Below are 23,285 nucleotides of genomic sequence, written 5' to 3'. Positions count from 1 at the left end.
CGTTGAATTAATATTTGTAAAAAAAAGCTGATCTGGAGTTATCCCCCCCATAATTCAGCATAGAAATCTGATGTTTCCTGAATCTTTTCCTTTCCCAAGGCGCGGTCATCCAGCAATTGCTGAATGATCAGAACTACCGCATGAGACATAAATTGGAATGCAGCAATCTCAAAATTCATTTTGCGGACTTCTCCCCGTTCATAACGCTGCGCTAGAAATTTCCCCATAATTTGAGAAGGTAAGCCCGCTAAAGCATCCAGCGTCTCTTTATCCTCATCATCGAGCAAATTGCGATCCCTGATCAGTATTTGAAAATACTCACGATCCAGTGAGATCTTATCGGAAAGACCATGCAGCAGGAGTGCTAGAATAGTCTTCAGCGGCTGATCCTGATTGAAACAATTTTCAAAAAAGGTCTTAAAATTGCCAATCCTCTCCTCTTGCGCCAGACGAAGAACGGTCCTTAGAATCTCCAGCTTCCCTCCGGGAAAATAATGATAGGTTAAGGCCTCCGTCATCCCAATCGCTTTATTAAGCTCCCTCATTGTTGTCGCATGGTAGCCCTTCTCGGCAAACAACCGTCTGGCACTATTTAAAATCTGCTCTTTTCGAGCTGCGGCTTGCTGATCACGGTTGGTCATTTTTTTCACTTTCTGCTCTTGTGTCAACTTCGCTCAGCCTCCAATTTATTCACTTAACGAACGTTAAGTTAATTATAGAGTTTCAAGATTTCACTTGTCAATATAAAGGCAGAGGATATCAATCTACCTCCGCCACTTCATAAATCGGTAGTCCAGCAGATCTACCAAAAGGAACAACAAGAACCCGACCAGGCTGAACAGCAGAATACCGGCATACATTTGCGGGTAATCCAGCCGGAGCCAGGCATCCATGATGAAGAAGCCCATGCCGTGCTCGGTCCCGTATATTTCGGTAAAGAACAGGACAGAAATCGCTGTCCCCAGTGAGACACGAATCGTGCTTAGAATGACGGATAACGCACCTGGTAAAGTAACATGCCAGAACTTCTGGCCCTTACCTGCCCCGATACTGGTTAGCACATCATAGGTATTTGCCGGAATCGCTTTGATGCCGTCCCGCACGGAAATGATAATCTGGAATAACAGAATCAGCATAATCATGAGAATCTTGGATGTCTCGCCAAGTCCGAAGAACAGCATCACAACGGGAAGCAAGGCGATCTTCGGCACCGGATAAGTTAAATATACCACCGGGTCCAGAAGCTTGTTCCACAGCGCGGAACGCCCCATCAGCAGACCGACAAGCAAGCCAAGAATCAACGCCAGCAGCACTCCGGCAAATACGCGCATCAAGCTGTAGCCAACATTCAGTACAAGCTCCCTTCCCCCAAGCTGGCCCATCGCCAGATAGACCCCGAGCGGGCTTGGCAGCATGGGGTGATTCACTAGTACATACGCCACGTACCAGATGATATTCATTCCCAGGAATACAAGCAACAATCTCAAGATATAGTTAAGCCTCCGCGAATTCACCATTTCTCCTGCATAACCTTTCTGACCTTCTTGATTTGGGCAAAAAAAGCATCGCTGGCTCGCTTCTCCTTCAGCTTCAGCGCAAACACTTCCTCGTTATCTATAATCTCCGCAGGATCATTCTTGCTTGAAGGGAGCACGATCATTTTCTGTCCCAGCAAAATGGCCTCATCCACATCATGCGTCACGAATAGTGCCGTAGCCGGATTGGCCTGCCAATGCTCCAGGAACAGCTGTTGCAGCGTTTCCCTTGTGATGGCATCCAGCGCCGAGAACGGCTCGTCCAGCAATAGCAGGGATGGGGCAATAGCAAAGGCCCGCGCAATGGCGACCCGCTGCTGCTGACCTCCGCTAAGTGACAGCGGATACCGCTCCGCCAGCTCCGCGATGCCCATTGCTGTGAGCCATTGGTCTATTTGTGCTTCCCGGGCCTGCTTGCTCTGTCCCCTGGGATGCGCGATGTTCATCGCTACGCGAATATTGCCCTTAACGGTCTTCCAAGGCAGTAGACCGTAATTCTGCGGCACCAGGCCCATCAGAACCTTCTGTTCACGCAAAGAGCTTCCATTGAACAGCAGTTCGCCCCGATATTCCGGCAATAGGCCGGTGATGGCTCGGAGCAAGGTAGATTTTCCGCTCCCGGAGGGGCCGAGAATCGTATATATCCCATGCTCCGGCAGGGTGAAACTGACCTTCCCCAAAGCCAGTTCCCCGCTTCTGTATTCCGCCTCAAGCTCCCTGACACATAGTCCGTTATTTCTTGAATTGGACATCAGAGATCACTTCTTCTGGGGTAATATCTTTGGTCAACAGCCCTTGTTCACGGGCCCAGGCGAAGGCCGCTTCCACTTCCTTCACATCCACCTGGTTTGCCGGAATGTAAGCCGGCACCTCAATTTGCTCCTTCAAGGTTTCAGGATAACCCACTTCTTCAATCACCAGATCAATGTAGTCCGCTTTGTCATGGGATTGCATATACGCTACTGCTTCATCGTAAGCAGCATACATGGCGCGAATCGCCTCGGCCTTGGCGTCGATCACGCTCTGCGGGAAAGCCAGCACGAACGGATTGATATTCGCTTGGTGCGTCGAGCTAAGCATGCGCAAGCCTGCGGCTTCCCCCATCGTGACGAATGGCTCTGGCAGAACAGCCGCGTCTGCTTTATTATTTTTCAACAGCTCCAGCCGGGTTGGAATTTGCGGCACCTCCGTGATACGAATATCCTGCTCCGTCAGACCGGCCTGCTTCAGCATCATCGCAACGGTATATTGCGTTGAAGTGTTCTTGGACAGGATCACCGTCTTCCCCTTCAGATCCTTCACATCCTGAATCTCGCTATTGCCGGTAAGCAGGTCAAATTCTCCAAAGGTCGTGCTGGTAATTTTCACATCCAGCCCCGCTTCATTATAGATGGAGATTGCAACCAGGTCGGCGCTAATCCCGTCCACCTTGCCTGCTTGAAAAGCAACATCCCGATCCTTGGCGCTCTTGAACGTCTCAATGTCCAGAAGAACCCCGTGCTTCTGGTCAAAGCCCTGCTCATGAGCAATGACAAACGGAATGGCATCTATGGATGGCAACAGGCCAAGCGTCAGTTCAGCCAATTCCTCCGGTTGATGATTCGCCGAATCCTCTATCGCCGATGTGCCGTTTCCCTCACTCGTATTCGCAGTATTAGCTGCCTTGCTGCCGCAAGCCGCACCCACGATACTGACGATCAGCACCAGTGCTAGCAGTATGATAGTTCTTTTAGTAGTCTCAAGCTTCATTGTTGTCCATCTCCCTGTATATTCTATCTATGTAGGCATAGCCTGCGCCATACTGGCTTAAGTCTGTTCTACCGTCTCGGTTTGCAACTTTATTCACAATACATCGGACAAGCAGTCATGTTCCTCCAGGCAGCCTCAAATAACTTCATATTACACCCATTACTGCATTTTGTATATTTTGATTTTTAAATAATGCTAGAAAGAGAATGCTAATGTGGATAAAGACGGACACCAATTACCAGGTATCCGTCTTTTGTTTTAAGTATCTTGCTGTGATGCCGAAATATTAAAATATCTTGACCAATTCCATTTTCGGTATCATAATCGAAATTGGAATCAATCATGGAGGTGCAATTATGGATAATCATGGCGATATTTTGCTCAACCCTATTAGAATGCGTATTATTCAGCATATGGCCGACAAAAAAGGGAGAACCGTCGGGAGTCTTTCGGAACTTATGAGCGATATTCCAAGGACTACATTATACAGACACATCAATATGTTGTTTGAACACGGTTATTTATTAATAAGCAAAGAAACAAGAATACGAGGAGCATACGAGCGTGAATATATGCTTAATCTTGAAGCATTACAAGAAACTGCTGAGGAGGAATCTATTGAAAAAAATGCGAAGTTTTTTCTAATGAAATTATTATCCGATTTTGACCGTTATTTTAAAGACAAGGGGGATCCAATTAAAGACAGACTTTTTCTATCCAGTAATACTCTTTTAATGTCTGATAATGAATATAGCCAATTTATTGATGAGATTTTTGAGGTAGTAAAAAAACACTTAAATTTTGAAGCTAACCAAGAACGTAAACAACGTACACTTTCAATTATTTCATCACCTAACTGGGAACAGGGAGATATAAACCATGAAGAGTAACGCACGAAAATGGTTAGGTTTAATTACAGCTATCCTTTGTTATTACATTGTTCATGAGGGAACACATGCGATTGCCGCGCTTTTTATGGGGTCTTATCAGAGGATAAAATTTATGTTCCCCGGAATGCAAATCGTTGTTAATAAAGATGCTATGTCTGATCTGCAACTTGCTGTATTTTGTATCGCCGGGCCGCTTGCTACACTTTTACTCGGATATGCACTTGTTTTGTTAACAAAACGGATATTGAAATCCAATAACAAGGTTATCAAAGCCACCTTTTATTATATGACTTTAGGCATGCTTATCATTGACCCCGTCTACTTGTCAGTCTTATGCGGATTTTTTGGCGGTGGTGATATGAACGGGATTATCTTGTTCGGCATACCAGAGGTGGTTGCTCGGTTGGCTTTTGGTGTGATCGGGGCAACCAACATGTTTGTGTTTGTCAAGTATATCTACCCTGCATATAAAGCTGATTTTTCAAAAAACGGCGTTACCCGGACTTAGAACGGTTTTGAGGAATGAGAAAACCACCGTTGGTCCTCCTGTCATTCTCCTTCCATGAAATCAAGCGTACGTAAGTTGGACATAAGAATAGGAAGCACTTGTTCAATCAAATCTTCGGCCGGCTCCTCCCGCGAATGGCTCCATTTCACAATTACGCCGTAAATCGACCAACTGATCATCGTTGCGATCCTTTCCAATTCTCTCTGTTTTCGCGCCGGAATGTCTTTGACTTGCGTTAAACAAGACATAATAACATTGTATAGCTGCTGCTTGGCCGCTTCCTCCATCGCCTGGGTCAGTGTGCGCCGTGAATTTAACCTCTTCATCATTTCAATATGCCATTCGCAAACCGCCATCATTAACCTGCGCAACAACTCAGGCCCCTTCATTACCGTACCTGGAGGAATCCATGCGGATAAACTATCCGAAAACGCTTCGTTTAGGGTCAGCTCCAGAAACTCATATTTATCCTGGTAGTGATTATAAAAAGTGACACGATTTAACTCGGCCCGGTCCATAATATCTTGAATGGAGATGGCTTCGAAGTCCTTTTCTGCAAGTAAATCCATGAATGCATTTTGAATATATTTTCTAGTTCGCTTCGCTCGTGGGTCGTTGGGATTGGCCAATTTCATACCTTATCCTCTCCTTGTACGATAATCCCCTTCCGGAAAAACCACAATTGAGGAAAATTGTTGTATAGATAACAGATCGGCAACTCTGCTTATTGATAGGCTTGGATATTGATATTAATATACTAATTGACAGGTGTTGCCTAGTCAACATAATTAGTCATAATTCATACGTAGAGGGAGTGGCATCAATGAAAGACTTATTCATAGCAGGAGGTACTTCCGGAATGGGCAAAGGGCTGGCCATTCACTATTTGCGCCAGGGGAGCAAAGTGACCGTTTCCGGGAGCAACCGACTCAGGGGGAAGGAATTTCTGGACGAGGCGTCACGCTTAGGCGCCGCTGACCGCGCCTCCTTTATTCAAGCCGATCTGTTGTCGCTGTCGGAAAATCATCGTGTCATCCTAGAGGTTAAAAAACGCCATAAATCGCTTGACGGAGTGGTTCTCACAGCCATGCAACAATTCCCAAAGCGTAAATTAACCCCGGATGGATATGAAAGCACGTTTGCTCTCTATTACATCAGCCGGTTTGTTCTAAGCTATGGTTTGACGGAATTGCTGGAGAGAGGGAACAATCCCGTCATTGTAAGCATCGGCGGTACCGGAATGACAAAAGGGGAAATTCATTGGGATGATCTCAATCTTCAAAATAAGTACGGTTTATTGAAAGCTACTCTGCAGGGAGGGCGGGCGAACGATCTGCTCGGAGTCGCCTATGCCGAGAATCATAAAGGTACGAAAACGCGCTTCATTCTTAATCATCCCGGGTACACTCATAGCGGAACGAATCACGTGGCTCAGCCGTTTAAATCCATCCTGCTCGTCATGGGGAAGCTCTTCGCCCAGACGGTGGACAATAGTATTCAACCGATTATCAGGCTGATAGATAATCCTCCGCCGCAGCCTCTGATCGCCTGGGACCGAACCAAGGCCGTCGATCTTTCGCTTCCTACACTTAACAAGCAGGACGCCATGAAGTTATTTCATTTGACTAAGCATATTCTTTAATGCTCTTCTTGATTGTATGACCCCTCCCCCCCCACACATTCGGATCTCTGCCGAACAGTTGGGGGTTTAACTGTAATAATTGGCACTCACTTTAAATCAAGTCCACATTGCACTATATATCAAGAATGCGCCAATGATACCCGCCAATGGCAAGTTGATCCGATATTAAACTTCCTCATTCTCTTTCTCCGCCAAAGATATGAAACGGTGTTATCCCGTTCGCGAATAGGCTATCAATCAGCTTGACCAATTCTTCCGACGATAAATCTTTGTCGTTGCGTATCCAAAGCCGGAACATAGACATTAATGTTGATATGTAAAACTCAATCAGGTATGGCGCTAAGATATCATTTGTTGGAAGGTCCACAATCAGTCTTTCAAAGGGGATTTCTCTTTTCAGCCGTTCAACAAAATGAACAGAACCATAGTCACCCAAAAGGGCCTTTAGGACTGAAATTTCTTCTGTATTTTCCAAACATTGAAGCGCATCCTGGAATGTATGCGTAGAAAGCTCCCTGTTTGCCATTTCCTCGTTAATGGATTTCAAAACATTCTCTTCAACGTAGTCCAACAACTCATAAATATCCGTAAAGTATTGATAAAATGTACTGCGGTTATAGCCTGACTTGTTAGCAATCTCTTGAATAGATATTTTTTCAATGGGTTTTTGGCTATATAAATCACAGAATACATTTATAAATGTTTGCCTTGTTTTTTCCGTAATTTCAGGTTGCTTCTTCATTATTCGCCTCCATTTCCGGCTCAATCGATGATCCGACAGATATTAAAAATCTGATGGTTGATGAACCTATAGTGAATGCATACAATATTATTATACAACACGTTGTCGGATCATAAACAAGGATCATAAACTATTTTTTGGGGGGCTAACATGAAAATTTTATTCTTCGGCAGAGGTTTAATATCGACCCAATATGCGTGGGCTTTCGAACAGGCAGGGCATACAGTTGAGTTTTACGTTAGAAAGGGGAGAAAAGAAGCCTTCGGAAGTAGTATAGATCTTGAGATGTGGGACGCACGAAGAGGGAAAAAGCTCATAAAAGAAAGCTGGAACGTCAAACTGCATGAGGAAGTGCTTCCCAATTATGATCTCATTATTATGAGCGTCAACACGGAACAACTTCCGGAAGCAGCACAATTCCTATCAACTGCTGCAGGAGACACCCCTGTCCTCATATTCAATAATGTTTGGCAAGATTTGAAGTCATCTATCGCACCCTTGTCTATGAACAATGTTGTCTTTGGCTTCCCCGGAGCAGGAGGCGGCATAGCGGACAATCGGCTTAGAGGCGGCTTTTTGAAAATGATATTTCTTGAAAAACCACGGGCAGGTACTGAACATATTAACAACAAAGTCAAAGAACTATTTGAAAGTGCCCATTTTAAAATTAGCTGGATCAAGGATATGCAAAACTGGCTATGGAACCACTTTGCCATGAATGCGGCTATGGAGACGGAGGTGATAAAACGGGGAAGCTTTTCGGCGCTCATGAACCATAAGGACTCGTTTGCAAATGTTGGGTTAAATATGAGGGAAATGATCCCTGTACTTAAAGCAAGGGGCGCAAAGGTTGATGCCATTTCTCTCATGTTGACTAAAGTTCCACCGGCACTTCTCGGCACACTTTTTAACAAGGTTATTTTTGCAAAAGGCAGCTTGCCGCGACTTTTCATGGAATACAATAATAGTAAAGCGGGTTTTGCGGTACTTGAAGTTGTGAGAGAAGCAAAAAAGGCAGGCATACCTTTACCGCGTCTTACAATGGCATTAGAACATGCTGAACATCACAATTCTATTGAAAATTCCATATCATAGAAATCTGCAGAATTCTCTGTCATCATGCGGATAATTTTGTCCTTAGATTCTATTTTATTCCAATTACTTCCTTCATTATATAAAATTTCTTTGTAAAAAGCGGGGCAAGCACATCCTTTAATCCTTGAACGACAAAATAACCACACATAATAAGGAGAACTAAAAAATCGACTGACAAGAGACCTTCAATCTAGAGGAAAAACAATCGAGAATGATTAAGCTAACCAGACACTTATTCACGTGGTCGGTGGTGTGGTCGACATTTTAAGGATATGAGTCAACGCCGTTTTATGAATTGATTCTCATCCTTACCCGTATTAGATATTAAGATGCGATTGGGAGGAGTGCTTGTCTTGAGTTAAATTGGGTACGATAATCTTGTCTTGTGTTTTTTAAACCTCTTTGGAATGCTACTTTTCTATTTACTTGAAAGACTAGTCAAAGCGATAAGTAGGGGCACTACTCCTAAATGGAGTTACGACGATCCTAAGCACCTTAGAAGCGGGATTTATATGCTTGGCGTGCTTATCATTTTCCTTATTGTCGAAGCTATTGTCAAAGGTTGAGTTTGTTTATAGAAAAAGCACCCCGAAGGATGCTTTAATTTAGAATCTCCAACCATCAATTGGGTCCTTTATCTCTTTAGCGTGTCGCGCCTCCGCTTCTTTCCGCAAGATTGGGTGTAATCAACAATTGTGCGAATCAGGTTGTCAGGTCAGAAATCACACCGTAGTCCCTCATGATTTTGCTTTTGAGAGCACGAAACTCCTGTTCGGTAATTAGAGATATGGATAATAACTGCTTGAGCATAGCAATTTGCATGCTGTATCGGATTCAGATTGTGCTTCATACAATACCTCCCAATAAAGCAGATTAAGAAACTTCATTATTAAAGGATTGGTTTAAGATAAACACATATTTTGACATAAGTTTAAATGAAAGGGGCATGCGAATGCCCCTTCTCCTCTGTTTGGGTTTGATGATTTACTTATCCAGCGAACGATGGTTAGTCATTCTCATAGGTATCTAACCTCTCCCAGGTTCTCTGCGAGCTGCCCCCATTGCGATAAGCTGTGGCTGGACAGAAGTATCATTATACCTTCGCATGAATCGTCGCCTTAAATGGAACCACCATTTATTTACTGCATGGCAAAATCGCTTGCATCTTAATAATTCAAGATGATTATGGCGCACCTGCAAACTGGCTTTCTCCTTCTGGAGCATGCGAAGAAAGTGCTGGATAAGATAGTATTTTGTTTTCAATGAACAAGGAGGTTATGTGCCTCTACTTGTCTTTTCATTTTCCAGTTATAATCGGAACCTTGACATAAAAAAACACGAATCTCGTAATTGAGTTTCGTGCTTTAATCAAATTAACTGCAACATCATACGATACTAAGCTAATTTATATTTCCTATGATTAGCCTACTATTTTAGTATGAAAATAGTGCAAGAATTAAATAATTCTTAACTTTTGATTGTAGATAATGCTACCCTCTTCATACGACAATGAAAACCCCTTTAGACGCATTCCTAATTCAACACATTCATTTAGTAAATAATAATACTCCGAGAAATCAGGGTCTAATACAATTTTTTTCACAATGGGACTAAGTGATACGATCAGATATACAACCTTGTATCCACGCTGCAGAAGCTCTTTAATCTTTTTAAGCTGCATTGTTGCTCTTTCCGAAGCTACACTTGGAAATTCAACTTCCCTTTTAGCTGAAATTACTCCCTTGATCTCTATAATAGTAAACTCACCGTTATCCTCTACTATTAAATCTGTTTTATACCCCTCTACTGTTTGTTCTCTTCTAATTCCTATTTCAGAAAGATGCTTCATATTCCTCTCAAGAATCATAGCTCCTACTATTTTATTAACCATGTTCAAATTAATTAGAATATATTTATTATAATATTTCACCGCAAAAAGACTAAATCTAGTTCTTTTATTTATTCCCTTGTTTTCAGTAAGAAGAACCTCACGTCCCTTTAAATTTAAGTAATTATCAATCCTAGACGAGCTAGGAACATAGCATTCACAAATCTTGTTATCAATTATTACTCTACACAAAAATCTATTTTTGCTCTCCTCCACAAAAATTCCAGCTATTATTTTTTCATCAACAATCATTACACGGTTATTCTCCTTATCCTGTAAAAATCAGTACTACCCGTCCAACGGCAAGAAGCCCTTAAAAAAGCTGTCTGATTTACTGCTGACAATTCACAAATTAACTAAACACTTTAGAAACCCAAAACAACCTATCACACTTCATTTAGACATTATGTCGTAGTTGAAGTACACTAAGCAATATTAAGTTATTTGTCTATTTATTTTCGAAATAATTATGGCCTAAAAGGAATTTATTACTATCAAATTGACTTAATTTTTGTATAATATCGTTATTGTTTATTCTCATTGCTAACCATCGTTTTCTCCAAAATTCACAGATAGCTTCTGTCATCTCATGAGGTTTATCTTGATTTAAAAAATAACAAGGCTCATTTTCTTCACCACGCAAATATTCATATGCATTATCGGCTAATTTCACTCCATATACGATCCGCTTAAAATTGTGATTAAGTAAGTGATTTGACGGAAGACCAAGTGCGTCCAATCCTGCTCTAATTAATCTCATCCGGGGACTCGTTCCTTCTCCGAATGTATTGTTGACTACCCTTCTTCCGTGCAATTTAGTTGTCAGTCCAGAAAGAGCTTCAACAGTCTCATCTGATATATATACTGTACCAAATCCCTTAGTCACACCTAGGGGCTTAAAACCAATTTTATGCAGCGGCTCATTATCATTCAAAGCATATTTAGGAATTGTTAAACGATTATATTGACTACTCCCAGTTTCATATAAACTTGTTGTACCTAAAAAAACAAGATTAGCCGGTTTTACAACAGGTTCGCCTTTCATAGCAGAAGCAATTACTGAAATTTGATTTTTGTATTTCCTCTGATATTCTTGAGTAAGTTCGGGGCTCATCATTAACATTGAAATCAATTTTCCGCCAAGCAAATAATTATATGGTGGGATTGCTCCACATACAATGATATCCATCATATTAGCCCCAACTTTTTCTTTTTTATTTGACTGCAATGCTGTAGACAGAGCCGAGCGTCCACGTGACGTCATAATAAGTTGTCGGAGCGCTTCCAGGGGTTCATTAATATTAAGATCGCTAAAAAATGACTGGGCTTTAAAAAGTTTAAGAAGTGCTTTTGCACGCTTCACTTTATAAAAGGGACTTTGACAAACATCACTCCAATTCACTTCGTCTAAATTTGAAGAAATTCTCGGAGCTGCTGGCCTACTTCCAGTTCCTTTTAAAAAAGTACTCAATGTATTTTCATAATCTTTTGCATTTAATATATTTACTTCTCCACCTATTAAATCGCGAAACTCAATTCCGGAAATTGACTTTACAAGCGAATGACTTAAAGAATTAATTATTTGTCCGGCTGTAACATCATTCATGGTGTCCATACGTTCTCGGATTCCTTCTAATGTCCAGCCTATTTCGTTATCACGACAAGTTATTTGCACTATACTACTTCCAAGAGCCGCAATTCCAATAATTGGATGATATTCCTGTGCCGAGTCTCGGACCAAAAGAAAAATATTTCTTCCAGGGGTCGGTTTATGTGGTAACGTCCATGTCAAACGAAAGTATCTCCAAATATCAAGCAATTTAAATCCTGTCTTTTCATCTTTTTCCGAGCTTGATTGTATAATTTGTAAATAAGGTCTCACTGCATCCTCTTTATAATCCTCTATATCGCTAAGAAGCTGATTAACAGGCAATATCAAATTTCTTATTGATACCTTATCTCCATTGTAATTTCTTTCCTTTTCCATTTTCAAAATAAACTTTTTAATTGAATCATTCTCTAACTGCTTATTTCTTTCGCGTAAAAGTGCATCTTTATACCACTGCTTTGTTTCAACATTATCTGGTGTTATGGGATGATGGATGTTGGCAATTCCATCTTTAAAAGTCAATTCCCATCCCTGTGAAAACAAGTCTCGTAACAGCAATAACAAGCTTCTGAATCTCATTTCATCCAGCACTTCATTATTGTTGGAATCCGGGATATTATTTGCGATCCAATTTGCTCGTTCTCGCCCAGCCATCAAGCTTCCCGCTTTTTTTAGTATTTCAGTAAGGTCCTGCAAATACTCTTCTGATAAAAACGGTTGTATTACTGATTTCTCATTAATCATATTTTTTCACCTGGCCGTCAAAAATAAAAAGTCACCTCCCACCTTTCGGAGGTGACACTTTATCAAAATAGATCAAGCCTTCATAACCTTTTCTTTAAATTGTTTGTAAACCAATGACAAATTTCTACCAATCAAATATTCATTTACTAAAAACAGTTGTTCCTTAGAAAAATGTTTAGTTAATGGATGTAGCCTATTAGAATCTGTTTCATCAATTAGACTTGGATACGCACCAATTACAAAAAAACTATTTTTATTGCTAATTATCCATGGAACTTGAATTCCATTATAACTCACATTATCTTCGCATGTGTAGCCTTCCAATTGTAAAAGTCGAACTAGGGGTTGAAGAGCTTTGCTTTGATTTGCAACGTCTGAAATATCAGGTATCTTTGAATGAATCATGTACCGCAACAACTGAGAGCCTAAATGCCTATCCAATTGAGTATGCCAATATCTGTTTTGATAATGTCTAATACAATCTGTACAGGAACGGTCACACCCTTGGGGACAATTTTCCAACAAAGTTAGCGCCTTATTTAATACTTTAGGCAAATCTTTACCTGTTTGCTCAGCATACCCTGCACCACCAGCTAAAGAATCGAACATATAAATGTCTGCCCTCAATGTTTCATCTGGATTTAATTTTACCAGTCTGTAACCAGATTTAAATTCTGAAGGATCAATATCTAACTCCCTACTTGCAGCCAATAACACTGCTTCAGAAACTGTTCGTAATGCAGCATTGAGAATATGATTAGCTAAATTTTTACTCACTGTTCTAACAAATGGCTCTTCAATATTTAAGCGAATAAGCAACAAGTCACTCTTAAAATCATGACCTAAAAATACATTTTTAAATGATCCATGACATCTTGTAGTTACATTCACTCCATAAAGAGGCTCCACTTGATATGGGCGTTCATGTGAACCGTTTGGTGTCTTATCTTCAGGATCCACTACCTTGGATGCCCCACACGCTTCGCACACATAAAATCCAGCATTACTTTCGTCATTTCCTTTGTTAATTGTAACTAACCATCTATCCTTTGCTTGTACTGTTAACAGTCTCTTACCAAGCCCTTTCCATTCACCCAAGTCATCTTCTGAAAGTGGAAGTGGAAATTGCGCAGTAGTAGCATAAGTCAGTTCTTGTTCGTCATCCCCTTCAATAATTGAAGTTCCTTTTTCAGGAAGAAACACTTCTGGTATTAGTAGTTCACCAATGTCTAGGGGTCCTTCACATACAGGGCAGAAATCATCTTTATTTAATTTTATGGATTCATTTATATCCCGTACAAATGTACATCTCCTACAGGATACATATTTACGTAAGTTATGCTGAAAAAGCTTCTCTGCTCGATCGGGATCTGTAACCTTAGCGTCATTGGAAACAATCCCTCCAGAGCGATAAGTTTTTTTATCAATAACAACTAGCCTGCCAGGTGCGTACTCACTTAGTGCCTTATCAATAGATTGTTGTGGCAATTCTTTAGTAAATATCTTATAACTATTTTTTCCTTTTTCTTTTCTCAGCTCAATTGGGAAACTACATAGACTAGTAGGAAATGCATAGCTAGGTAAGAAGCCCTCATTAAACAAATAAGTTAGAAGTTCATCTCTACTTGAACTTAAATCGATCTCATCTTCGTCATCTTCATCTGAATTCGTATCATTTGAAGGTGATTTTTTAAAGTTAATTTCATTTAATTTATGCAACAACTCACTTATAAAAATATTGACACTCTCGTCTTTATCATCAGATATTCTTTCAGGAAGCCATTCTATTATTCTTTTCACTAAAATTGACTTTTCTTTTTCGATCCATTCAATAAATCTTACCTTTCTAAAATTACTATCAGACTCTTCATTAAAAAAATCTGTGACAGACCCAAGGGCTGCAAATAGGTTTTTATCACGATCTATATGCAATTCATCCTTGTCAATCATCTCATGAAAGAAGGTTTGAAATAAAAAGGCAAATACATGTCTTTTAGCAATTTTTATGTTGTTAATTTTTATCATTGGCAACCTAGGAGCTCCAGAGACAATTTTATCAGGATTTTGAAAATAAAAACTATCATGGGGAGCCCCTTCAGCATAAGTAATAACAGTGGAAAGTGATGATCCCCGACGTCCTGCTCTACCGGCTCTTTGTTGATAATTTTCACGCTGAGGGGGAACGTTCCTTAGTCCAACCGCAACTAGCGAACCTATATCAATCCCAACCTCCATTGTAGTGGTACAACTCAATACATCTATTGAATCCCCTTCTAGCTCATCTTGTTCTAGCTTAACATCCTGAAAACGAAGTTCATACATTTCGTTCGAGGCAAATATTTCTCCAGCATCTTTGTGAGAAAGCTGTGCTGTATGTTCTTCAGCAGTCACATACTTCGGTCTATCCTTACCGATAACTGACATTACAACTGGATTTCGCAAGAATCCTTTTCGTGCCTTTATATATTCATGATTTTCTGGATCTAGAGAACTTATTTCTTTACTTCCACAATTAACACAATAATCTCCAATCTTTACTGGAGAAAGGAATGTACAGCTATCACACTTATACCATTCCGACTCAATATCAATGTTTAATACAACTTCGTTACTATTTATAACAAAAGCATCGCCAACTTTATGGCAAAGTCTTTTTCTCAGTATCTCTTGAATACTGGTTATTTCATCTAAAGAAATATTAAAATAGTTTTCCAATATAAATTTCTGGTTTTCTCCAATTTTACCCGAGCTTGTCCACGAATTTTGTGAATATCCCGCTGCTTTCCTACGTACTGAGGAAGATATCTTAGTTTCTAATTCAAATGCATAATCATCCAGAATTTCTTCAATAAAATAGTTGATTAGCGCTTCAATTTGAAGAGCATCCATTTTACTAGTTACTATCGAAATTTCATTTTGTATTCTCTTAAGAGCTGATTTAGTAGGTTTTAAATAACCAACAGTGGCTGCTCGTAAAGAGTACTCTCTATTACATAATTGCCTCAATATTGCTTTATGATAACTAGATGAGGGTCTAACATCCCATTGCTCTTCTATGGCCTCCTTTAATGAGCCAGAGTATCCATCTTTAAACTCACGAACATCTAATAATAATGATTTTCTATCATCTCCATCAAAAAATTGAAGGTTGAATTCAGAAACTATTGATACAAAAGCAACATATAAAGCATCATTTATTTTCGGATCTCTGTTACAGACTGCTTTATAGCGAACTGCAGCTAAAACAATAGCTTGCCTAAATGTATCCCATTCGACCTCTCTTGGAATATCTCTAGCTAAACGAGCTGCCTTTTGTCTACCATCAGAAAATAGCAATACTTTTCTACCACCATTTGGGTATTCATTGCTTTCAATACGTTGTGCAGGTTGATTAAACAATTGAGCTTTTACAAGATTGGCAAAAGGTGCTTCCCCCTTAGTAGAGAGATTCATAATCTTACTTTTATTTTTTTTCCATTTTTTTAGGCAAATTGGACAACTATTAAATACTCTTCCCTCAGTAGTACTACCAATAGGCTTAAAAACCTTAATAAAGCCTTCTAATTCAGTGGGCTCCTTATCAAAAAGTTTTCCTGAACTGATATCCAGCCAAGCAGGAACACTATGTTCCACAGCTCTTTCATTTGGTTCACCATCTACTAATAATTGAATCTTATAAAGACGATCTTCAACCTCATCATTGACTCCTGTTATATTAGTCGGCTCATGAAGTAAAAAATCACCATGTTCCCCATGTGTGTAGCCTACTATAAAGGCTGCGCCACAATCTCTATGAGTTAACAATTCGTACACTCTAGCTTTTTTTTGACATGTACAATTTAACATAGGAACCGCATGCAGTCTTCCCAGAATTGGATTTGAATCTGTTTTATCCAACCGACACTCACATTGTTGATTTGTGCATGCATATAGACCAGGTATTCCTCTAAAAAAAAGGTGAAGCCTGGTAGGCAAAAGTACTTTATTATCTATCTCTCTTCTTGCCAAGGCTCCCAACGCTAACAGAACTTCAACTGCTTTTTGAGCTGTTTGTTCATCTGAATCTGGAAATATTTTTTTTGTTAATTCCCCTAATGGAAGTGCATTCCCACTCAAGACGTTAATCATTTGTTCCGCTGGTCCCCAGCCTGTCAATTGAAAAAAGAGATGGTTCATAAATCCACTAAAATTATTACCTTTAAAGGTGTTCCATTTTAACTTACTTGCTGTAGAATTAAATTCATTGATTGCAGTTTGTGGATTAGTTAAGGCATTTTGAATACTAAATAAATCAACATTTGAAAGTATATCCGCCTGTCCTGTAGTTCCTTTACTCCATCCTGCTCGTGATTCAAGATCTCCTGTTATCAGTTGAAATTTTCTTGGATAATTGCTAGTGATTCCTGTTAATTCTCCAGCAAAATCTATGATTGCTCGTTCATCCTCTTCACTTTTCCCCAAGCTTGCACTTGTAAGTATACATTTCATCCTACTACGATCTATGCCTAATCTGGCCATTAATCGTCTTATTAGAAAAGCAACTTCTGCTCCCCCAGTACCACGGTACATATGCGCCTCATCCAAAACTAGGATTAATTTATTGCTTGGATCAGCTTCAAGCCATTTCTTAGTGTCCTCAAATATTTTCCTTTCAATAGGACGCATTAGCATATACTCTAACATTGAATAGTTGGTAATTAAGATATCAGGACACAACTCTTGCATTTCATGTCTTGTTAATAGTTCCCTATCATTTGGTTGTGTTTTTAAACGTAAATTCCAATTTTTTGTTACTCTCCTTTTACCTTGTTTTTTTCCTGTTTTAAATGTATCAATTTGTTCTTTATTCTTTGCATAAAATTGAACTAAATCTTTGCTGGGCCATTTCCCTTTAGACTGTAATTCCTTTACTTTCTCCGCATCTTCAGCATACTTCAAGTAAAAATTTTCAAACATTTTTTCTATATGTGCTGTCGTTTTACCGGATTTAGGGACCCCTGGATATGGAGTTTTTGAGGTATATGAACCAAACTGAATATTCCTCGATCTCCCTTTTTGCAAAAATGAAGCTACTCGTTCATCACCAAATAATCTTCTTATTCTGCCTAATTGATCATTTACAAGGGCATTCATAGGATACAATAAAATTGCACGACATCCTCGCATAGAAGCCACATTTGTTCGTTCCTTTGCCTCAATGGCTAAGGATGCTAAAATGGGCATCAAAAAGCTTTCTGTTTTCCCAGATCCTGTTCCTGTCGCAACTATTATATCTTTATCATCACCTAAAAAAGACTCAAGTGCCTTAGCCTGATGTGTATAAGGTTTAGGAAAGACACCCACTCCAGGATTGCTTAATTTAGCAACGTCCATTAAAATTTGTTTAGCTGAATCAGGGATATCTAGAGTATCATAGGAAGCTCCCATTTTATAGCTTGGTGTTGCTTCAATATAAGGTTCCTGGCTTATTTGACCAAGTTGATTTAGTAGTTGAACCCTCTCTCTGATTAAACTGTTATTTTTGATATGATACGCTGACTCAAGATAGGATCTTAATGTCTCATGAAGAACATTGGAAATTTTAAAAGCACCGTATGTTTCATTCATCTTTAGTCCTCCTGATTGAAAACTGATAACCGTAAGCATTGAGTAATTCTACAACATCGTCGTGAAACTGCTCATATACATAATATTCATACGCATTTTTTTTCAACGAAAACACTAAGATATGACGCTCAATTGCACTGGGAAGTTGGGGAATTACCCTCAGGTAATTATTATTCCAACGTGCCACAGGAAAGTGTCTATTATATAGACGCAAACCAAGCATCAGCCATAGTTGAGTTTGTTTATCCATAATGGATAATTCTTTAATTAAAAGTCCTTTGCTAAACTCTCCAAGAAAGTAACGCCTGTTGGAGTCATTTGTTTTACATAAGAAAACACCTGATGCTCCTTCGGTTAAAATAGAACTTTGATTTAGCCAAAGAGTTCGATTTTTATTTTTTCTTTCTTTAAAAGAATTAAAAACTTCAAACTCTTCAAAATTTTGAATACTCTGACTTCCTAATGAAAATAACTGACTCATTTGCGTTTTAACCCAATTCTCTATATCATCAGGCTTCCAGCCTATCCAATTCGTATAATCTTGCCACCAATTTTGATTTCTTTTAACAGCATCAGGTATTTTATCATTCTCAATAATACGCCCGTATCCCGCAATCTTTGCTTCAGGCAACAAAAGTTGCACTACTTCGGTTGAAATACCACCTACTATAATTGAATACTTGCTATTCGGGACTTCAATGAGTCTTAGTGGAGTAGCCAGAAAAAATCCATTAGGTAAACGAACCATATCACCAACTTGATCTAGCCTGCTACAAACAGAAGAAATAATATTTTGTGATTCTTCATCTCTTAACTCTGGCCAAATAGTATCGAGATATTGGAGTAACAGTCGTTTACGAATACGAACCGGCTCCAAGCTAATATCACTATATTCTAAATTTTTTTTTAAGGTTAGATCATAGAGGAGAATTCTCCAATATTCCGCTATGAGCAGTTCTCTCTGATACTCAACATTTTCTGGAAGTGAAACAATCTTATCATTTAAAAGCAACTCTACTAGTTCTTTCTGATTCAATACTTTTGCATGCTTCATAACTATTGGATTTCCAATTTCATATAATTTATGAGTGCCTTGCATCTCTCATCCAATTCTATTTCATCAAACAATTGCTCCATATGATCAGAAAAATACAAGGACGTTGTAGGAATTAACCAACCAAAATTTACAGAAGAAAAATCAAATGATGAATCTACTTGGATCATCGTTTTATAAGTAGCTGCTATCGTCTTTCTCCATAAAATACTACCATGTTCAACTATTCCTTTAGGTAATAAATCCTCTATTTCCAGATGGTCAATAATTTCGATTTCTTGCCTCGTCAATATGCTGGAGTCAATTACCCCAGTAGTATATGGAGTAATATTCTTATAGTTCCATCCAATATGATCTGTATTAAACACTGGTCCAATTTCTAAAATTTCCCTTCCTAAATTTAATACGGAAGAACCAGTAACAATAGTTCCCATAAATACAATCGGTATGTCCTCGCTTTTCAGCATAACTATACGTTTAGCAATAAATTTTTTTAAGCTAGCTCCATAGACTTCAAAAGATGAGCGATTTAATCCTTCAAAAATAATAGCAATTGGGCATCCATAAGATTTGGCTTGATTAATCCACTGATCAATTTGTTCGTATGAAACAAGATCATCTATTTTACCAAATGGAACATTGATTATTTTTGCTGTATGTCCGCATAAACTAGCTGCACAATATTCTGCTACAAACATAGCCATCGATCCACAAAACATTACTAATTGATTCGAAAGAACTGCCGAAAGCACTTCAAAAGAAATAGATTTTGCATCAGCTAGCTTTATACCTAAACTGTTTAAGTTATTTTTCAAATGAGTAAGAGCTTGTTCTAAACTGGAAAGTTGAATCGGTTCTGACTCAAACTTAATATTTCTTTCGTAAATTTGATTTGCTTCAGCAACTGCTGCCATTTGACCTATTTTTTTGATCCGCCCTATACTTGCTTCAATTTCATTCATATTAATTTGATTCAAATGATCTTCTAGTCTTAATTGGTCGGAAGCAAGCATATTGTAATTTAGTTCTAAATCCTTACTTGTTTGATTTAAAGACGCTATTTGTTCTATTAGTTTCTTATATGCATCTGATGAAATAGACTTATACTTGGATAACTTATTCACATGATTGGTTAACGTTAAAGTCTCATGTTCAATCTGTTGAGCTTTCCTCGCAACCTTAACAGTTTCTTTGTCCAATAAAGAAACTTCTTCTTTAATGTTCAAAAAATCACTAGCTAATGTAGATAGACTCTCTTCAATAGTTTCCGATTGTTTTTCAAATAATTTTTGTTGTAAATCGTAATTCTGTCTCTCTAAAGTTCCAATCCGTTCTTCTAATCTTTTCAACGTGGCTGGAGGAGCTAAAGATACTAGCCATAATATATTCATGTCTATATTAAATGGTCCGAACTTCAACCAGTGACTAATGATACTCTGTGATATTTCACCTTGAACAAGAATGTTCATTATTCGTATTTTCTCACTTTGGCTGCTTAACATTTTTTCAACTGTAGTTTTAATATCTTGATGATTTATTAAATTCATCAAGCTCTCCTGTGACTCCGCCCATAATATCCATATTCTAGAAAACAATCTCCACTCTTTCTGGTCCCAACGATCAATTCTTCCTAAAAAAACTTTAAGCTTAATTTCAGTATCTTTTCCGGTTCTAAAACCATTAATTTTAGGTAATACCTTGATTGAGTTTGCTAACATTCCTGTCGGGATTAAATCAAAAAAAGCCTTGAATTCATCGAAAGAATAATCCCTAATTATTATTTTTCTTTCTTCAGGGTAATCAATAAAACTCATAATTGAACTTCACCTAACCTATGTTCAAAATTTTTTCACAGAAATCAATCTTCTGTATTCATCTATAATCGCATTAGCGTATTGAAACATTGATTTAGGAATAAAACGTACTTTAACAAAATCTAATATTAAACCTTGATCCTTTTTACTCAGATTATGGATTTGGGACAAATCGACTTTATTAATAACGTCGTTTCTAAAGGTAACCTCTTTATGATTTATCATTTGTAAACTTATTAACATCCATTTCATTTGCTCACGCCATCTAGTACTCATTGTAAATTTATTAGCATTAGATAGAGCTTTAGGCATTATTTCTATGCTACCAAGACCACATGCATCAATTTGAATATGCTCATCTTGTCGCAGTAAATTATTTAGAATTGAAACAACCTCAGTAGTACTTTCAGTATCTAAACTCCAATGATTAGATCGACTTCCCAATAAATTCACGGTAATATTAATACCCATCGGAAACTGTATGTCAGTCAACGTTAACTTATTATCTTGGATTTTTCTAAAAAACTCTTTAGCCTCTATAGAATGCAAATTACATGTTTCTTCAACACCTACAAAATTGACTGCACGAAAACAAACACCATTTATTGTGGGAAATAAACTTACAGCGTCTTGGCATATTAATCTTAGAGCATTTTCTCTATTATCATCTAACCAAATATCTGTTCTTCCAAGAGGCAACTTTCCTAATAGTAATAATATTGGAACCTGTCCATTCCCTAAATGCTGTACCTCTAATTCTCTATCAATATTATAAACGTGAATAGTCGACCATTTTTTTGCTCCTTCTGTTCCCGTCACTCCAATAACAACTTTACCTGATGAAGATATTTCAAATCTTCCCTCATTAATTACTTTTGTTGAAACTGGCGTTACCAGCCTTATTTCAGGCAAAGTAAAAGTTACACTACGATTAAGTAGCTGGTTAATCCATTTCTCTACCAATTTATCATATGAATTAGGTAATTCTATAATCATACATGACCAGTTATCCTGGCTCTGTAGTTTTCGGATGGCAAGCATGGGTGGAAACCTGTGGGACATTCTGTTTTCAAAATCGTCCCATACTAGAACGTATCTCTCCCCCCATTGAAGAGAAGTACTTTCTTTTAGTCTTCTACCTCCTAATCGAGAGTAATAAAAAACCGTAGGTTTAAATTCATCTAATCCTTTAATTGGTGATTCTAATTTCATTTTCCACTCATCTCGAACGATACCATTAACTATTACTTTATATTCTTCTGCTTGTAATTTAACTCGAATTTTTTTCCCATTTGTACGTATAGAGGATAATGGGATCTTCCTCTCTCCCTCCCAAGCAAATGGAAGTTTAACAAATGTATTCCCTTCATATTGCCCTATTGCGGAGAATATTTTTATTTCAAGAGACCAATTATCCTTTTCTATATTTAAATAGATATCTGGTGAATATTCACTTAGGGCATCTATTGCTGTTTTGCCTTCTGTTTTTGTCGAATAGATTGCTGGTGGTTTGTATAATTCACAATTATTATTAGTTTGTCCAGAGACATGAGCAAAATGAGGAACTCTTTTAGTTCCTTTTCTCAAAAAAGTATCTTTTTTGCATCTAGGACACACATAAATTATGCCCCTTATTGCGCCGGGCGAAGAGGCGTGAACATGTTCCTGATTTATATCTAGTGCCCACTCCAATCAAATCACACCTTACTATTCTAATAGATTCCTTATTTACTTACAGACTAGAATTCGACATAAATTGGAGGATCCCTCCATTTTTCATGCTTCCAATCAGACAATCATACTGTACAATATTGTTTTTAAATACAAATTAGTATCCTCAAAAGGGCGGCTTAAGTCACCCTCCCATACATCACCTGCCTGTCCCCATCAAACAAATTCCGATAAACCACCTGTCCGCGACTGGAGGAAGCATCGACGACCTGCCCATTACCTGCATAAATGCCGACATGCGTAATATCCATAAAACGACCATTACGTTCATAGCTCCAAAACACCAAATCTCCGGGAGCTAAATGCTCATATTGGATTGCAAGATTATGGTCTACTATATAGCGTGCCTGTTCTGCCGCGGTGCGTGGCAACTGAATATTTAACTGCTTATACACCCACTGTATCAGGTAGCTACAATCTGTGTAGCGCCCCGTCCCAGCCTTGGGCTCAGGCAAGCTGGACTACAAGCTGGTCCTTTACCAAGCCGATTCCCAAGTTGACAGCCATTGTCGTTTTGCCTAAACCGCCCTTTTGATTTGCCAGGGCGATTACCTTTGTCATCGCAGTTCCTCCCTTCAATGTAAAAAAGCCGACTGCGCTGAATTTCAGGGCAATCGGCTTTTAAAAGATATCTATATAAAAAAAGAGCACCCGGCGAAGGATACTCTCTTGGTCAT

The 23,285-nt window shown here is 38.7% G+C and carries 18 protein-coding genes; 4 read left to right on the top strand and 14 right to left on the bottom strand.

What is annotated here, in order from left to right:
* Positions 1-38: 38 nt before the first annotated feature.
* From KQJ23_RS04455 to KQJ23_RS04440, 4 genes are all read right to left on the bottom strand, one after another.
* Positions 39-668 carry a TetR/AcrR family transcriptional regulator gene (locus KQJ23_RS04455; protein ID WP_216477482.1) on the bottom strand — a complete coding sequence of 210 codons (630 nt, stop codon included), beginning with the start codon at positions 666-668 and terminating at the stop codon, positions 39-41.
* Between the two features lie 96 nt (positions 669-764).
* Entirely contained in the window at positions 765-1,487 is a 723-nt protein-coding gene (locus KQJ23_RS04450; protein ID WP_249529500.1) for an ABC transporter permease, read from the bottom strand.
* 23 nt (positions 1,488-1,510) lie between these two features.
* The gene (locus KQJ23_RS04445) at positions 1,511-2,287 is read right to left on the bottom strand and encodes an ABC transporter ATP-binding protein (RefSeq protein ID WP_216477480.1); all 777 of its coding nucleotides are present in this window, start codon (positions 2,285-2,287) and stop codon (positions 1,511-1,513) included.
* Positions 2,268-3,284, bottom strand: coding sequence for an ABC transporter substrate-binding protein (locus KQJ23_RS04440; RefSeq protein ID WP_216477479.1), 1,017 nt, complete (start codon positions 3,282-3,284; stop codon positions 2,268-2,270). The genes KQJ23_RS04445 and KQJ23_RS04440 overlap by 20 nt, the downstream gene beginning before the upstream one ends.
* Before the next feature lie 356 nt (positions 3,285-3,640).
* Here KQJ23_RS04440 and KQJ23_RS04435 point away from each other — a divergent pair, with 356 nt between their 5' ends.
* Positions 3,641-4,174: a helix-turn-helix domain-containing protein gene (locus tag KQJ23_RS04435; RefSeq protein ID WP_216477478.1), complete on the top strand. Its 534-nt coding sequence runs from the start codon at positions 3,641-3,643 to the stop codon at positions 4,172-4,174.
* Positions 4,164-4,682 (top strand): hypothetical protein, encoded by a 519-nt coding sequence (locus KQJ23_RS04430; protein ID WP_216477477.1) that lies wholly within the window; start codon positions 4,164-4,166, stop codon positions 4,680-4,682. Before KQJ23_RS04435 ends, KQJ23_RS04430 begins: the two co-directional genes overlap by 11 nt.
* A 41-nt stretch (positions 4,683-4,723) precedes the next feature.
* Here the strand turns inward: KQJ23_RS04430 and KQJ23_RS04425 are convergent, their stop codons facing one another.
* On the bottom strand, positions 4,724-5,317 hold the full coding sequence (locus tag KQJ23_RS04425) for a TetR family transcriptional regulator (RefSeq protein ID WP_216477476.1): 594 nt from the start codon (positions 5,315-5,317) through the stop codon (positions 4,724-4,726).
* Between the two features lie 188 nt (positions 5,318-5,505).
* On the opposite strand from KQJ23_RS04425, the gene KQJ23_RS04420 reads away from it, so the two are divergent.
* Positions 5,506-6,324, top strand: coding sequence for an SDR family NAD(P)-dependent oxidoreductase (locus KQJ23_RS04420; protein WP_216477475.1), 819 nt, complete (start codon positions 5,506-5,508; stop codon positions 6,322-6,324).
* Between the two features lie 175 nt (positions 6,325-6,499).
* On the opposite strand, the gene KQJ23_RS04415 is transcribed toward KQJ23_RS04420, so the two are convergent.
* Complete coding sequence (locus KQJ23_RS04415) at positions 6,500-7,066, bottom strand: TetR/AcrR family transcriptional regulator (RefSeq protein WP_216477474.1); 567 nt, start codon at positions 7,064-7,066, stop codon at positions 6,500-6,502.
* A gap of 150 nt (positions 7,067-7,216) precedes the next feature.
* On the opposite strand from KQJ23_RS04415, the gene KQJ23_RS04410 reads away from it, so the two are divergent.
* Positions 7,217-8,161 (top strand): ketopantoate reductase family protein, encoded by a 945-nt coding sequence (locus tag KQJ23_RS04410; protein WP_216477473.1) that lies wholly within the window; start codon positions 7,217-7,219, stop codon positions 8,159-8,161.
* 1,456 nt (positions 8,162-9,617) lie between these two features.
* Here KQJ23_RS04410 and KQJ23_RS04405 read toward each other — a convergent pair.
* From KQJ23_RS04405 to KQJ23_RS04370, 8 genes are all read right to left on the bottom strand, one after another.
* Complete coding sequence (locus tag KQJ23_RS04405) at positions 9,618-10,301, bottom strand: DNA/RNA nuclease SfsA (protein ID WP_216477472.1); 684 nt, start codon at positions 10,299-10,301, stop codon at positions 9,618-9,620.
* Positions 10,302-10,497: 196 nt separating this feature from the next.
* Entirely contained in the window at positions 10,498-12,402 is a 1,905-nt protein-coding gene (locus KQJ23_RS04400) for a Druantia anti-phage system protein DruA (protein WP_216477471.1), read from the bottom strand.
* Between the two features lie 72 nt (positions 12,403-12,474).
* A complete protein-coding gene (locus KQJ23_RS04395; protein WP_216477470.1) occupies positions 12,475-18,009 on the bottom strand; it encodes a DEAD/DEAH box helicase in 5,535 nt (1,844 codons plus the stop codon).
* Complete coding sequence (locus tag KQJ23_RS04390) at positions 18,002-19,063, bottom strand: hypothetical protein (RefSeq protein ID WP_216477469.1); 1,062 nt, start codon at positions 19,061-19,063, stop codon at positions 18,002-18,004. The genes KQJ23_RS04395 and KQJ23_RS04390 overlap by 8 nt, the downstream gene beginning before the upstream one ends.
* Before the next feature lie 2 nt (positions 19,064-19,065).
* Complete coding sequence (locus KQJ23_RS04385) at positions 19,066-20,877, bottom strand: hypothetical protein (protein WP_216477468.1); 1,812 nt, start codon at positions 20,875-20,877, stop codon at positions 19,066-19,068.
* 24 nt (positions 20,878-20,901) lie between these two features.
* Entirely contained in the window at positions 20,902-22,569 is a 1,668-nt protein-coding gene (locus tag KQJ23_RS04380) for a competence protein CoiA family protein (RefSeq protein WP_216477467.1), read from the bottom strand.
* Positions 22,570-22,727: 158 nt separating this feature from the next.
* Complete coding sequence (locus tag KQJ23_RS04375) at positions 22,728-23,063, bottom strand: C40 family peptidase (protein WP_249529499.1); 336 nt, start codon at positions 23,061-23,063, stop codon at positions 22,728-22,730.
* Positions 23,056-23,169, bottom strand: a complete 114-nt coding sequence (locus KQJ23_RS04370; RefSeq protein WP_283571151.1) for an AAA family ATPase — start codon at positions 23,167-23,169, stop codon at positions 23,056-23,058. The genes KQJ23_RS04375 and KQJ23_RS04370 overlap by 8 nt, the downstream gene beginning before the upstream one ends.
* Positions 23,170-23,285 lie beyond the last annotated feature (116 nt).

The organism is Paenibacillus brevis (assembly GCF_018919145.1).
Classification (GTDB): domain Bacteria; phylum Bacillota; class Bacilli; order Paenibacillales; family Paenibacillaceae; genus Fontibacillus; species Fontibacillus brevis.
Note: the sequence above shows the minus strand (reverse complement) of the source record. Positions and strands in the feature narration are given on the sequence as shown.

Bases quoted from the DNA above. Each gene is read 5' to 3' on its own strand.
- KQJ23_RS04445 (WP_216477480.1), bottom strand. From the start codon at position 2,287: ATGTCCAATTCAAGAAATAACGGACTATGTGTCAGGGAGCTTGAGGCG.
- KQJ23_RS04440 (WP_216477479.1), bottom strand. From the start codon at position 3,284: ATGAAGCTTGAGACTACTAAAAGAACTATCATACTGCTAGCACTGGTG.
- KQJ23_RS04435 (WP_216477478.1), top strand. From the start codon at position 3,641: ATGGATAATCATGGCGATATTTTGCTCAACCCTATTAGAATGCGTATT.
- KQJ23_RS04430 (WP_216477477.1), top strand. From the start codon at position 4,164: ATGAAGAGTAACGCACGAAAATGGTTAGGTTTAATTACAGCTATCCTT.
- KQJ23_RS04425 (WP_216477476.1), bottom strand. From the start codon at position 5,317: ATGAAATTGGCCAATCCCAACGACCCACGAGCGAAGCGAACTAGAAAA.
- KQJ23_RS04420 (WP_216477475.1), top strand. From the start codon at position 5,506: ATGAAAGACTTATTCATAGCAGGAGGTACTTCCGGAATGGGCAAAGGG.
- KQJ23_RS04415 (WP_216477474.1), bottom strand. From the start codon at position 7,066: ATGAAGAAGCAACCTGAAATTACGGAAAAAACAAGGCAAACATTTATA.
- KQJ23_RS04410 (WP_216477473.1), top strand. From the start codon at position 7,217: ATGAAAATTTTATTCTTCGGCAGAGGTTTAATATCGACCCAATATGCG.
- KQJ23_RS04405 (WP_216477472.1), bottom strand. From the start codon at position 10,301: ATGATTGTTGATGAAAAAATAATAGCTGGAATTTTTGTGGAGGAGAGC.
- KQJ23_RS04400 (WP_216477471.1), bottom strand. From the start codon at position 12,402: ATGATTAATGAGAAATCAGTAATACAACCGTTTTTATCAGAAGAGTAT.
- KQJ23_RS04395 (WP_216477470.1), bottom strand. From the start codon at position 18,009: ATGAATGAAACATACGGTGCTTTTAAAATTTCCAATGTTCTTCATGAG.
- KQJ23_RS04390 (WP_216477469.1), bottom strand. From the start codon at position 19,063: ATGAAGCATGCAAAAGTATTGAATCAGAAAGAACTAGTAGAGTTGCTT.
- KQJ23_RS04385 (WP_216477468.1), bottom strand. From the start codon at position 20,877: ATGAGTTTTATTGATTACCCTGAAGAAAGAAAAATAATAATTAGGGAT.
- KQJ23_RS04370 (WP_283571151.1), bottom strand. From the start codon at position 23,169: ATGACAAAGGTAATCGCCCTGGCAAATCAAAAGGGCGGTTTAGGCAAA.